Source organism: Arthrobacter sp. D2-10, from assembly GCF_054161285.1.
In genome coordinates this window covers 2,289,521-2,301,807 of record NZ_CP096431.1, presented here as the reverse complement: position 1 = coordinate 2,301,807, position 12,287 = coordinate 2,289,521, and the positions used below count along the sequence as shown (strand labels likewise).

The 12,287-nt window shown below is 62.0% G+C and carries 12 protein-coding genes; 11 read left to right on the top strand and 1 reads right to left on the bottom strand.

All coding sequences use genetic code 11. From position 1 onward, the window contains the following. Nucleotides 1-77 precede the first annotated feature (77 nt). Genes M1D74_RS10750 through M1D74_RS10740 form a run of 3 tightly spaced genes read left to right on the top strand, consistent with a single transcriptional unit; the run spans nucleotide 78 to nucleotide 3,428 of the window. The gene (locus tag M1D74_RS10750; protein WP_458115310.1) at nucleotides 78-1,184 is read left to right on the top strand and encodes a glycosyltransferase family 1 protein; all 1,107 of its coding nucleotides are present in this window, start codon (nucleotides 78-80) and stop codon (nucleotides 1,182-1,184) included. A 59-nt stretch (nucleotides 1,185-1,243) separates the two neighbouring features. Continuing rightward, nucleotides 1,244-2,437 (top strand): glycosyltransferase family 1 protein, encoded by a 1,194-nt coding sequence (locus M1D74_RS10745; protein ID WP_458115309.1) that lies wholly within the window; start codon nucleotides 1,244-1,246, stop codon nucleotides 2,435-2,437. After that, the gene (locus tag M1D74_RS10740) at nucleotides 2,430-3,428 is read left to right on the top strand and encodes a glycosyltransferase family 4 protein (protein WP_458115308.1); all 999 of its coding nucleotides are present in this window, start codon (nucleotides 2,430-2,432) and stop codon (nucleotides 3,426-3,428) included. The genes M1D74_RS10745 and M1D74_RS10740 overlap by 8 nt, the downstream gene beginning before the upstream one ends. Before the next feature lie 85 nt (nucleotides 3,429-3,513). Here the strand turns inward: M1D74_RS10740 and M1D74_RS10735 are convergent, their stop codons facing one another. Continuing rightward, complete coding sequence (locus M1D74_RS10735) at nucleotides 3,514-6,186, bottom strand: GH25 family lysozyme (protein WP_458115307.1); 2,673 nt, start codon at nucleotides 6,184-6,186, stop codon at nucleotides 3,514-3,516. A 257-nt stretch (nucleotides 6,187-6,443) separates the two neighbouring features. Here M1D74_RS10735 and M1D74_RS10730 point away from each other — a divergent pair, with 257 nt between their 5' ends. From M1D74_RS10730 to prfB, 8 genes are read left to right on the top strand one after another with little or no spacing between them, the layout of a single operon-like run. Continuing rightward, the gene (locus M1D74_RS10730; protein ID WP_458115306.1) at nucleotides 6,444-7,667 is read left to right on the top strand and encodes a CpaF family protein; all 1,224 of its coding nucleotides are present in this window, start codon (nucleotides 6,444-6,446) and stop codon (nucleotides 7,665-7,667) included. Then, nucleotides 7,664-8,521, top strand: a complete 858-nt coding sequence (locus M1D74_RS10725) for a type II secretion system F family protein (RefSeq protein ID WP_458115305.1) — start codon at nucleotides 7,664-7,666, stop codon at nucleotides 8,519-8,521. The genes M1D74_RS10730 and M1D74_RS10725 overlap by 4 nt, the downstream gene beginning before the upstream one ends. Further along, entirely contained in the window at nucleotides 8,521-9,450 is a 930-nt protein-coding gene (locus tag M1D74_RS10720) for a type II secretion system F family protein (protein ID WP_309072740.1), read from the top strand. The genes M1D74_RS10725 and M1D74_RS10720 overlap by 1 nt, the downstream gene beginning before the upstream one ends. A 59-nt stretch (nucleotides 9,451-9,509) precedes the next feature. Further along, the gene (locus tag M1D74_RS10715) at nucleotides 9,510-9,728 is read left to right on the top strand and encodes a hypothetical protein (RefSeq protein WP_309072739.1); all 219 of its coding nucleotides are present in this window, start codon (nucleotides 9,510-9,512) and stop codon (nucleotides 9,726-9,728) included. 4 nt (nucleotides 9,729-9,732) lie between these two features. Further along, nucleotides 9,733-10,149, top strand: a complete 417-nt coding sequence (locus tag M1D74_RS10710) for a TadE/TadG family type IV pilus assembly protein (RefSeq protein WP_458115304.1) — start codon at nucleotides 9,733-9,735, stop codon at nucleotides 10,147-10,149. Further along, on the top strand, nucleotides 10,130-10,582 hold the full coding sequence (locus M1D74_RS10705; protein ID WP_458115303.1) for a hypothetical protein: 453 nt from the start codon (nucleotides 10,130-10,132) through the stop codon (nucleotides 10,580-10,582). The genes M1D74_RS10710 and M1D74_RS10705 overlap by 20 nt, the downstream gene beginning before the upstream one ends. Next, a complete protein-coding gene (locus tag M1D74_RS10700; RefSeq protein WP_458115302.1) occupies nucleotides 10,579-11,067 on the top strand; it encodes a pilus assembly protein TadG-related protein in 489 nt (162 codons plus the stop codon). The genes M1D74_RS10705 and M1D74_RS10700 overlap by 4 nt, the downstream gene beginning before the upstream one ends. 37 nt (nucleotides 11,068-11,104) lie before the next feature. Further along, nucleotides 11,105-12,220, top strand: coding sequence for a peptide chain release factor 2 (prfB, locus tag M1D74_RS10695; protein ID WP_309072632.1), 1,116 nt, complete (start codon nucleotides 11,105-11,107; stop codon nucleotides 12,218-12,220). The last annotated feature ends 67 nt before the right edge of the window (nucleotides 12,221-12,287 follow it).

Here is a 12,287-nt window from a genome sequence, read left to right as displayed (position 1 = left end):
TGACTGCAGACAGACGTGACACATCACGACCGCGGGTCCTGGTTCTGTCGTTCTCGCCTATCATTCGGGATCCGCGGGTGCTGCGCCAGATTGCCCTCTTCCGTGAGTTTGCGGACGTCATCTCCTGTGGGTACGGGGAGTCGCCGGAAGGAGTCGTCGAGCACATCCAGATTCCGGATCGTTTCAAGACTTGGCGCACGAGCTACAAGAAGGTAGCGGCACTTCTGGCCACCCGTCGGCACAGGCGGCTCTATTTCAGGGCGGAGCGAGTCCGGTTCGTGCAGGACCGAATCCCCGAGGGCAGCATGGACGTGGTGATAGCAAATGACGTGCTTGCCGTTCCGCTGGCATTATCCCTACGGCCGGAGAGAGGTGTGCATGCCGACCTTCATGAGTACGCTCCCCGCCAGGGAGAAAACAATCTGAAATGGCGGCTGCTTGTGGGCCCCTTGATGGACTGGGCCTGTCGCGAGTACGTGACAACAGCAGATTCCGTATCGACCGTGGGCAAGAGGATTGCCGAGGAGTATGCCTCGGTGTACGGCATTGCCGAGCCCACCGTGGTGCCTAATGCCTCAGGATACGACGACAGGTTTGCGCCTACCCCCGTTCAGTCACCGCTGCGGCTTATCCACACAGGAGCCGCAGGCCGCGGACGGCAGATTGAGGTAATGATAGATGCCGTCGAGCGGGTCAATCAGCTCCGTCCCGGGACGGCGACAATGGATCTGGTGCTCGTGCCGGGTGAGCAACGGTATATCGATGAGCTGACAGCCCGTGCAGCTTCCGTACCCGGCGGAGCGGTGCGTATGAAACCTCCGGTACCGTTCGACCAGATCGTGCCCATGCTGCAGAACTACGACGTCGGCATCTTTGTCTGTCCACCGAGCACGTTCAACCTGGAACACACGCTGCCAAACAAATTCTTCGAATTCATTCAGGCCCGTCTCGCGATTGTGATCGGTCCCTCACCGGAAATGGCCCGGCTGATCCACGAGTACGGTGTGGGATGCGTGGCCGCGGGATTCGACGCGGAGTCGACCGCGCGTGTCATCCTGTCACTCACGGAGGAGCGGGTGGCCGAGCTGAAGGAGAACGCCCACAGGGCGGCGGTTCCATTGAGTTCAGAGCAACTGACCCGCCCATGGATCGATGCCGTGAAGAAGCTCGCCGCCGTCGGCTGACGTCGTGTGAATGTCCGACCCAGCCTGCGGCCTGAACCAATGTCGATAGAGTGAAAAATATGCCGCACGATGAAGCTCCTGGATCCACCCGCCCACAGGTACTTGTCCTTTCGTTTTCACGAATAGCCCGCGATCCCCGCGTGCTCAGGCAGATCCGTCTATTCCAGGAGTTCTCCGACGTCGTCTCCTGCGGTTACGGGCCCTCGCCTGACGGTGTGATCCGGCACGTTGAAATCCCCGATAACCTCCCTGTCTGGTACTCGAGCAAGGCTCGTGTGAGGTTCCTCCTGGGCGCGCGCCGGTACCACCGCCTTTATTTCGGGGCCGATAAGGTCCGGCTGGTGCAGGAACACTTTCCCGCGGGCAGCGTGGACGTCGTAGTCGCGAACGACGTCCTGGCCGTTCCATTGGCTGTCTCCCTGCGCCCGCGCAGGGGAATGCACGCCGACCTTCACGAGTATGCACCCAAGCAGGCCGAGGACGACCTGAAATGGCGCTTGCTGATGGGCCCTTTCATGGACTGGGCCTGCCGGCAGTTTGTCACCAAGGCGGATTCTGTATCCACAGTGGCTGACGGCATAGCGGAAAAGTACGCCGCTACATACGGGATACCGAAGCCCTCAGTGGTGCCGAACGCTTCCGCTTATGACGATCGTTTCAGCCCGTCTCCTGTTCAGTCACCTCTGAGGTTGGTTCATACCGGCGCGGCCGGTCGTGTACGGAGAATCGAAGTGATGATCGAAGCCGTCCGGCGCGCCAACCAACTCCGTCCCGGCACCGCGACGCTGGACCTGGTGCTTGTGCCGGGGGACCAACGGTACATTGACGAATTGGCGCAGAAGGCCGCCACCGTGCCTCATGGGGCAGTGCGGATGAAGCCGGCGGTCCCTTTCGAGCAGATCGTCCCCATGCTGCGGGCCTACGACATCGGGTTCTACCTTTGTCCGCCCAGTAACTTCAATATGGAACATGCGTTGCCCAACAAGCTGTTCGAATTCATTCAGGCGCGGCTTGCCCTTCTCATAGGTCCCTCTCCGGAAATGCAGGCACTGGTTGAGCGTCACGGCGTCGGGCTCGTAGCGGGGGGATTCGACGCGGAGTCCGCCGCAGCCGTTCTCGCTGGTATGACAGAAGCTGACGTGGCGCGGATGAAGGAAGCTTCGCACTGCGCAGCATGGGAGTTGAGTGCCGAAGCGACGAGCAGTGCGTGGTCTGCCGCCGTCCGAGAGATTGCTGGTATCAGCAATGGTTGAGTCGACGAACCGCATTCGCGCGCTTCACATCCACGATGCTGCGAGCACCGCTAGGAACCTGGTCGATCACGCCAACGAGACAGGACAAAGCTGGACCACAACGGATATCCCCTGGTATTACCGGAAGGTGTGGGCCGGCCCCCTGAAGCATCCGGCACTCCGGGCGCGCCCGGTGCTGTGGGACGGCACGCTGGCGCTGAAGAGCACGCAGACGGACGTGGTTCACCTTCACACGGGGGGGCTTTCTCCTCACATGCGGTGGGTGCGGCGACCGTGGGTGTTGCACCTGCACGGCACCGATGTGCGAAGCCGGCAGTATGAGGGGTGGGGGGATAAGCTGCACTTCGGCGCCCAACATGCTGCCGCAGTCCTCTATTCAACGCCCGATCTGCTGTCTCACGTTCGTAACATCAACCCCCGGTCAGAAGCGATCTACTTCCCCGTTCCGGTCCGGTTGGATCAGGCGCCAGACTGGTCACCAGTCCCGAACCGCGTGATTTTTGCCTCCCGATGGGAGGAAGTGAAGGGCAGTGAAGCCCAGATCGAGGTCGCACGGCGCCTACGCAGTGAACTCCCCGAGGCCGAACTGCTGGGACTCGATTGGGGAGAGGACGCTGACGCCGCGCGTGCTGCGGGGGTCGAACTTGTACCCAGAATGCCCTACCAGGAGTACAAAGCCTGGCTGGGGAGCGCCGCCGTCGTCGTCGGACAGATGACAAGCATCCTTGCAGGAAGTGAGCTTGAAGCGCTGTCGATCGGCGTACCTCTGGTCAGCAGCGCTTCACATGAGTTCTACCCCGATCTGGTTCGTTTGAGTGGCCCCACACCGGAAGGGGTGGCGCAGGCAGCCGCGGACATTCTCGCTGACCCGGAACAGGGCTCCCGACGGCAAGCAGGCAAGAAGTTCATCGCCCAGCATCACGACGTAAGGGTTGGCGTGCAATCCCTGCTGGAGTTGTATGGGCGGCTTCTTGGCGAGGACCTGGGTTAGTCCGCAGCCGTCTCACGTTCAGGTCGGTTCGACGGCGCAGTTGAAGCCGCCGTGCTTTCAGCGTGTCCGTTCGAGCCGAACACGGTCATCGAGTGAAGTCGGTGCCTGAGATGGTGTAGGTGTTCCAGCCGGTGCCGATGGGTGTGGGGGTGCCGAAGCCGGTGGTGGTGAAGGGGTAGTACGTGAGGTTTCCGGTGGTTGTGCGTCCGATAAGTCCACGGCTGGTTGGGCCGTTGAAGCTGTCGACGGCGTTGACCGCGTCGATTATGTCCCAACCGGTTCCGACGGTGGTGCGTGAGCCGGAGACGATGGTTCCGGTTCCGCTGCCGGTGTAGCGCAGCAGGTTGTTGTGGGAGTCGCGTGAGAGCAGGTCCATGCGTCCGTCGAGGTTGTGGTCGGCCATGACGATGGGCATGTTGGTGAAGCCGGATCCGATTCTGACGGCGTTGCCGAGTCGGTGGGTGGAGGTGTGTGGCCAGTAGTGCAGGGTGCCGTCAGGGCGGGCGCCGACTACCGTGATGCCTTGTCCTTTGACCCAGGGGCCGACGGCGATGCTGATGCCTTGCCAGCCGGAGCCGATCTGGATGGGAGCGTTGAAGCCTCCGGTGGGTTTGCCGGGGTAATAGCTAAGGGTTCCGTTGTTCCACTGGGTGAGGATGTCGATGGTGCCGTCGACGTTCCAGTCGACGGGGTTGATGGATGCGGCCCCGGTCCAGCCCGAACCGATCTGGAAGCGGGTACCGAAGCCACCTGTGCCGCTGGCCGGGTAGTTCCACAATCGACCGGAGGAGTCGATCGCCACCATATCCGCCAATGAACGCACAGACGGCAGCTGCGGAGCAGGACTCGGCGTGGGCGCGGGTTCAGGCTCAGGTGCGGGTGCCAGTTCGGGGGCCGGAGCAACCGGCGTGAAGTCGGTGCCTGAGATGGTGTAGGTGTTCCAGCCGGTGCCGATGGGTGTGGAGGTGCCGAAGCCGGTGGTGGTGAAGGGGTAGTACGTGAGGTTTCCGGTGGTTGTGCGTCCGATAAGTCCACGGCTGGTTGGGCCGTTGAAGCTGTCGACGGCGTTGACCGCGTCGATTATGTCCCAACCGGTTCCGACGGTTGTGCGGGAACCGGAGACGATGGTGCCGGTTCCGCTGCCGGTGTAGCGCAGGAGGTTGTTGTTGGAGTCGCGTGAGAGCAGGTCCATGCGGCTGTCGAGGTTGTGGTCGGCCATGACGATGGGCATGTTGGTGAAGCCAGATCCGATTCTGACGGCGTTGCCGAGTCGGTGGGTTGAGGTGTGTGGCCAGTAGTGGAGGGTGCCGTCCGGGCGGGCGCCGACTACCGTGATGCCTTGTCCTTTGACCCAGGGGCCGACGGCGATGCTGATGCCTTGCCAGCCGGATCCGATCTGGATGGGAGCGTTGAAGCCTCCGGTGGGTTTGCCGGGGTAGTAGTTCAGAGTTCCGTTGTCCCACTGGGCGAGGATGTCAATGGTGCCGTCGGCGTTCCAGTCGACGGGGTTGATGGATGCGGCCCCGCTCCAGCCCGAACCGATTTGGAAGCGGGTACCGAAGCCACCTGTGCCGTTGGCTGGGTAGTTCCACAGTCGACCGGAGGAGTCGATCGCCACCATATCCGCCAATGAACGTACAGACGGCAGCTGAGGAGCAGGAGTCGGCGTCTCGCCGCCGCGAGCGAAGTTCTGCAAGTCCGTGAGGGTGCCGTTCCAGTGGTTCCAGTCACCGACCACGGGGCCATCATCGGTGTACTGCCACACGCTGTAGTAACCCCAGCCTGCCGGGATCGCTGGACGGGTTGTCTGGTAGTGCGCAACGTGCAAAGCATGGTCGGACAACGCAGTGGAGTTGTTGGTGCAGTAGTTCCACCAGCCAGCGGTTGTGTAGATCATGGGCTTCCGGCCAGTGAGAACAACCATCCGATTCGAGAAGTCGCGTACCCAACTCACAAGTTGCGAGGCCGACATCCCGTAACACGTGTCGCCCTTACCCGAGGGCAACGTCTTCGCATCGTAGGGGTTGTACTCGAAATCCAGCAGGGGCGGAAGCGTTCGTCCGTCGGCGGACCAGCCTCCGCCGCGGGCTACAAAGTAGTCTGCTTGCGCAGCGCCTGAGCTGTTACTAGGGATGGCGAAGTGGTAGGCACCCCGTATGAAGCCTTGTGAGTACGACTGCGAATACTGGTTCGCGAAGGTGTTGCTCTCGTGATAGTTGCCTTCAGTGGCCTTTACGTAGGCGAAGCGGGCACCGTTTGCCCATACAGAAGCCCAGTCGACCGTCCCCTGCCAGTTCGAGACATCAACACCCAAGACGCCGCCCGAAGGACGCCAGGTGGTTGCCTGCGGAGTTACCAGGGTCCCATCGCTTGCGGCTGCCCCGTGCTCGAGTGGGGATGGGATCGCTTTCCCATCCAGCTCACGAGTTGGCGGAACCGGTGAATCGCCGCCCTCCGCCATCCTCGACAGCCCTTGTCCCATGCGCGCGCTGCCTAATTCAGAAGCATCGCCCACACTGCTTGCGTCAACTTTGCTCTCCTCCGCGTTCTGGCCTGCCGAATCCGACGGCGAGGGCGTGCCTTCCGCTGGGGGAGCGGTTGACTCGGTGGTAGCAGTTGCTATTGCAGTAGGAGCAGCTGGAACAGCCGGAACTGTATCTGCCGCCTCCATTCCTGCTGCCGGCGTCATACCGATGAGAAGACTAAGCGTGACCAGCGATGAGAGAGCGAGGGATTTGGACGCGCGGGAAACTATCACGAGGGATCTCCAGATGGTGCAAGCCCCGGATTGCACCGGGCATTTTCCCCACAAAGGGTACCTGCGTGTTACATGAGTGACTAGAGGGACAGATGTGATGGCCCGCGGAAGGTTCTCCACAGGCCTTCATCAGGCTAGGTAAGTGGATTCAGTGTGTCCTACGCTTTGAGGCAGGAAACAACTTCGAACGTGTATTACCAGTCTGACAGTCTCCGGCATGCGTCTCCCGTCTGCATGCCGAATCCTTGGGGAAAACTATGGATGCAGTGCGCATTGTTGAGGATGAGGTAAGAGAGCTCATTCGTCGCCGTGGGCTGGACCCGACGATGCAAAGCTCGGAAGTGCGGCGTCTGGTCGAAGCCGCAGTTCAGGACTATGACGAGCGGTCCCTTGTCGGTTCGCTTCCCCCGCTGGGGCATATCGAACAGGCAAGCCGGCATGTCTTCGACGCCGTTGCAGGGTACGGTGCACTGCAGCCGCTGCTCGATGATTCCACTGTCGAAGAAATATGGATCAACGCCCCATCGGAAATATTCGTCGCACGGGCGGGCGAATCAGAACTCACCTCCCTTACGCTCACCCAACAGCAGGTCCGCGATCTCGTGGAGAAGATGCTGAAATCATCCGGTCGTCGGCTCGACCTTTCGTCCCCGTTCGTCGACGCTTCGTTGCCCGATGGCTCGAGGTTGCACGTGGTCATCCCTGACGTCACCCGCCGCCATTGGGCAGTCAACATCAGGAAGTTCATTTCCCGGGCCACTCGTCTGGAACACCTCGTCGAGCTGGGGTCTCTGTCGCCGCACGCAGCTAGATTCCTGAGCGCCGCGGTAGCAAGCGGCCTGAATATCCTCGTATCCGGAGCGACCCAGGCGGGCAAGACGACGATGCTCAATTGTCTTGGAGCCAGCATCGGGCCGCGAGAACGGGTTGTGACCGTTGAAGAGATTTTCGAACTCCAGTTTCCGCTGCGTGACGTCGTCGGCCTGCAGTGCAGACAGCCCAACCTTGAGGGGCAAGGGGAAATTCCGCTGCGTCGTCTTGTGAAGGAAGCGCTCCGCATGCGTCCGGACCGTCTTATCGTGGGTGAGGTCCGAGAGGCTGAAAGCCTGGACATGCTGATCGCCTTGAATTCAGGTCTTCCAGGGATGTGTAGCGTCCACGCCAACAGTGCGCACGACGCAATAACCAAGATCTGCACGCTGCCCTTGCTGGCGGGGGACAACATCTCAAGTGCGTTCGTGGTGCCTACCGTCGCCTCCTGCATCGACCTGGTCGTACATTGCGTTCGAGAGCGGACCGGTCAACGCCGGGTGGTTGAGATAGTTGCGCTCGGCCGCAGGGTCGAAAATGGCGTGATTGAAACGTCGACGGTATTTCGGCGAGTCGACGGTGAATTGCGAATGACGGCGTCGAACATGCCGGCCGAAGAGAAGTTCGCTGCTGCGGGCTACAGTGTTGCCTCCATTCTGAGCCCATCGTGACCGTCGCTGTGGGGGCGGCGTTGGGCGCGGGCCTATTCATGATCTGGTGGTCGACATGGGCGGAGCCGCCCTGTCCAGCCAGGATCAAACGCCGCGCCGGCAAGGTCGACGAGCTACTGCTACGTGCCGGAGTAGAGCGGGTATCCGCGATGGGTTTGTTGACGGCAAGCGCCGCCGCAGGGCTGTTCGTGTTTCTCATCGCTTTCGTCTTTACAGCAACCCCCGCCATTGCTGCCTGTTTCGCGCTCTTCGGTGCGCTTGCACCCTTCATGCTGGTGCGCTGGCGCGCGCGAAAACGGACGGCGTCACTCCGGGAGCTATGGCCGGACGTCGTGGATCACCTGCGCTCGGCCATCCGGGCTGGCCTCTCACTGCCCGAAGCGTTGATGCAACTGGGCGTAAAAGGCCCTGAAGAACTCCGCCCCGCCTTCGGCGACTTCGCACGCGACTACCGGGCAGGCGGACAATTCGACCATTCATTGGACCGTCTTAAGGACCGGTTGGCGGATCCTGTGGCGGACAGGATCGTCGAAGCACTGAGACTAACCCGCGAAGTTGGTGGGACCGATCTGGGGCGGCTTTTGGGCACGCTGGCCGAATTCCTGCGCGATAGCGCGCGGACTCGTAGCGAACTTGAGGCCCGCCAGTCGTGGACAGTTAACGCAGCCCGACTCGCGGTAGCCGCACCTTGGATCGTACTCGCCCTGCTGTCGACGAGACCGGAGGCAGTGGCCGCTTACAACACCACGGGCGGGGCTGCTGTACTCATTGGAGGCTTGCTCGTATCGGCCTTCTGTTACTGGGTGATGCTGCGGATCGGTGCGCTGCCCGAGGACGAGAGGGTGCTTCGCTGATGGAACTTGCTCTGGCGGCCCTGGCGGGGGCGACACTCGGCTCTGGGCTCTGGCTCACGTTCGTGCGGCTACCGGTGATGCGTCAACCCCGCTTCGTCGAGCGAATTGCTCCCCAGCTTAAGTCCGTCGATGTGCAATCCCGCCTGCTGAAGACTCAGGCAGTGACTCCCTTCGGCCCGTTGGAACGGATCATCCGCCCGGTCGCGCGCGACGCCGTCACCTGGCTGAACAAGTTCAGTCCAGCGTCATCTGTGCTCGCCCGCAGACTCGAACAGGCCGGGCGGACGCAATCCGTCCTCGACTTCCGCGCGGAACAGGTCATCTGGGGGAGTGTCGGGCTCGCCGCGTCAACGACCGTCATCCTTACCCTCGCTGCCTCCGGCAGCTTCAACCCGATGCTGGCGGTTCTCATCGTGTTCGGAAGTGCGGCCGGTGGGTATCTGCTTCGGGACTACCTACTGGGCGCGGAGATAAGAAAACGGGAGAGCCGCATCCTTGCCGAGTTCCCCAGTCTCGCCGAGCTTATGGCTCTTGCCGTCAGCGCGGGGGAGAGTGCCACGGGCGCGTTGGAACGGATCTGCCGCACGGGTCATGGCGAGCTCGCGAGAGAGTTCGGCCGTGTCCTCTCAGAGACCCGAGCGGGAACACCACTACTGCAGGCGCTCCAGAACTTCTCCAACCGCACACAACTGGCGCCGCTCGTGCGCTTCGTGGATGGTGTCAGCGTCGCTGTAGACCGCGGAACGCCGCTGGCTGACGTGCTGCGCGCTCAGGCGCAGGACGTTCGGGACCTGTCCAAACGGGAGTTGATGGAGTCCGCTGGTCGCAAGGAGATCGCCATGATGGTGCCGCTGGTATTCGGGGTCCTGCCGCTCACCGTTCTTTTTGCCGTGTACCCCGGCATAGCCCTGATCAACCTGGGACTCTGACCACCGGGCAACTCCGCCTAGACCTCAAACGAACACCACGGAAAGAGAGAAAAACCAGCATGCGTAACCGCCTCATCGCAAGCTTCCTGCTCACTGCTGCCGTTCTACGCGCCCATGTGCCGGCGGCACCATCCGATGACCATCGGGAGCGCGGAGACGTCCCAGGTTGGGTCATGATCACCCTGATGTCTGCGGTCCTTGTCGCTGCCCTTCTGGCGATCGCCGCACCCGCCCTTGAAGGGCTGTTCAACGAAGCGATCAACCGCGTAAGCCCGTAAGCCGGTGGAATTCTCGCAGTGCAAAGGCGCGCCACGGCCCTCGACTCAACGAGAACGAGAACGAGGTGCCGCCACCGTCGACTTCGCGCTCATCGGCGGATTACTGACCGTCGTCTTCATCGCGATCGTTCAACTCACTCTGGTGCTGCATGTCAGGAACACGCTGATCGACGCTGCATCCTCGGGTGCCCGCTATGGCACCCTGGCCGACCGTTCGCCCGCTGATGCAGCCGCTCGCACCACCTCTCTTATCACTGGTGCAATCAACAGCGCCTATGCGCAGGACGTGTCGGTAGCCCGGATCGAGCAGGGAGGTTCGCCAATTCTTCAGGTCACGGTTCGCGCGCCCATTCCTGTGATCGGGCTGATCGGTCCGAGCGGGACCATGGAGGTGACCGGGCATGCTGCGCTCACTTCCTGAGCGGGTAGGTGCTGCCGCGCCCGACGGCGAGGCCGGCAGCGCCGTTCTTGAGTTCACTTTCCTTGGACTACTCCTGCTGGTGCCTGTGGTCTATCTGGTGCTGACCATCGGCGCCATCCAGGGAGCGTCCTTCGCTGTCGTCGGTGCGGCCGACCAGGCCGCGAAGGTCTTCGTGGATTCGGAAACTCCGGAAGAAGCACACGTGCGGGCACAGCAGGCAGTCGATCTTGCTATCTCCGACTTCGGGCTGCCCGCTGACGACGCCGGCGTGACCATCACCTGCGGCGGAATGTGCCTCGAACCGGGCTCAAGCGTGACTGTCGACGTTGATCTACGGGTTCCACTCCCGTTGGTCCCCACAATGCCCGGGTTGAACACGTCAGCAGCAACGGTCGACTCAAGCGCAACCCAACTTGTGGAGCGGTTCGGATGACGGAAACCGGAGCAGACAACCCACGTTCGCGCGTCATGAACAACGACGTCATGAGCAACGACGACGGCCAGATCACCGTGCTGATCATCGGCTACATGCTGCTCTCACTGCTCGTCGTCGCCGTCGTCACCGCTGCGTCCGCCGTATATATCGAGCACAAGAAGCTGCTCTCCGTTGCAGATGGAGCGGCGCTCAGTGCAGCCGATACTTTCTCGGTGGCCTCCATCAACTCCGGCGGCGGCGAACCGACTCCCGCGCTCGATTCGACGTCGGTGTCCCAGGCCGCCGCCGCGTACCTTGAGCGCTCCGGCTCAGTAGCGCGCTTCAACGACCTCGCCATAGATCCCGCAACTGGAGCGCCAGACGAGCGCACGGCCAGGGTGGTTCTGACCGCCGTCGTCCACCCGCCGATCGTCAACTTCCTCGTTCCTGCAGGCATACCCATCGCGGCGACCGCGGATGCACGCGCCGACCTTACACGTTGACCAAGCGAACAGGACCATGACGTAGTCTTGAAACACCATGGCAGATATTGATTTTTCCGCGGAAATCCGCGCGCTCCGAGCAAAATACGACTCCATTGAGGCAGTAACGGACGTAGAAGCGATCCGCGCAGAAATAGCCGAACTCAGCGAGCAGGCGGGTGAACCCAACCTCTGGGATGATCCCTCAGCAGCGCAACAAATCACGTCGAGGCTGTCCCACAAGCAAGCCGAGATCGACCGGTTGCAAAAACTGACGGCACGCATCGATGACCTCGAGGTCCTCGTCGAACTCGCGCAGGATGAGGACGACGAAGACTCCCGCACTGAGTCCGTCAAGGAACTGACCTCCCTGAGCAAGGCCCTGGACGAACTCGAAGTCGTCACCCTGCTGGCAGGGGAATGGGACGAGCGCGAGGCGGTTGTCACCATCCGCTCGGGGGCCGGGGGAGTGGACGCCGCAGATTTCGCCGAGATGCTGCTGCGCATGTATCTGCGCTGGGCGGAACGCCGCGGTTACCCCACCCAGGTGCTGGATACGTCTTACGCGGAAGAAGCCGGACTCAAATCGGCAACGTTCGAGGTCAAGGCCCCGTACGCGTTCGGTACGCTGTCCGTTGAAGCCGGCACGCACCGCCTGGTCCGGATCAGCCCGTTCGACAACCAGGGCAGGCGCCAGACATCCTTCGCCGCCGTCGAGGTCATCCCGCTCATCGAACAGACGGACTCCATCGAGATCCCCGACAATGAGATCCGCGTCGACGTCTTCCGCTCGTCGGGTCCTGGCGGCCAGTCGGTCAACACGACGGACTCGGCTGTACGTCTGACCCACATCCCCACCGGCATCGTTGTCTCGATGCAGAACGAGAAATCCCAGATCCAGAACAGGGCAGCAGCGCTCAGGGTTCTCCAGTCCCGGTTACTGCTGCTGAAGAAGGAGCAGGAGGACGCCGAGAAGAAGGCGCTCGCCGGCGACGTGAAGGCTTCGTGGGGGGACCAGATGCGCTCCTATGTTCTTAATCCGTACCAGATGGTGAAGGACCTTCGCACGGAGCATGAGGTGGGAAACCCCTCTGCCGTCTTCGATGGCGAGATTGACGACTTCATCGACGCAGGCATTCGTTGGCGGGCCAACAACCGCAACAGCGAGGCCTGATCCGCACAGCCCTGCACGTTTCGAATCGACGACACACCGCGAAGCTGTCCGGATCCGCGGGGACCGG

Coding starts and splice junctions, on each gene's coding strand:
- M1D74_RS10740 (WP_458115308.1), top strand. CDS start 2,430: ATGGTTGAGTCGACGAACCGCATTCGCGCGCTTCACATCCACGATGCT.
- M1D74_RS10700 (WP_458115302.1), top strand. CDS start 10,579: ATGACGGAAACCGGAGCAGACAACCCACGTTCGCGCGTCATGAACAAC.
- M1D74_RS10705 (WP_458115303.1), top strand. CDS start 10,130: ATGCTGCGCTCACTTCCTGAGCGGGTAGGTGCTGCCGCGCCCGACGGC.
- prfB (WP_309072632.1), top strand. CDS start 11,105: ATGGCAGATATTGATTTTTCCGCGGAAATCCGCGCGCTCCGAGCAAAA.
- M1D74_RS10720 (WP_309072740.1), top strand. CDS start 8,521: ATGGAACTTGCTCTGGCGGCCCTGGCGGGGGCGACACTCGGCTCTGGG.
- M1D74_RS10715 (WP_309072739.1), top strand. CDS start 9,510: ATGCGTAACCGCCTCATCGCAAGCTTCCTGCTCACTGCTGCCGTTCTA.
- M1D74_RS10730 (WP_458115306.1), top strand. CDS start 6,444: ATGGATGCAGTGCGCATTGTTGAGGATGAGGTAAGAGAGCTCATTCGT.
- M1D74_RS10745 (WP_458115309.1), top strand. CDS start 1,244: ATGCCGCACGATGAAGCTCCTGGATCCACCCGCCCACAGGTACTTGTC.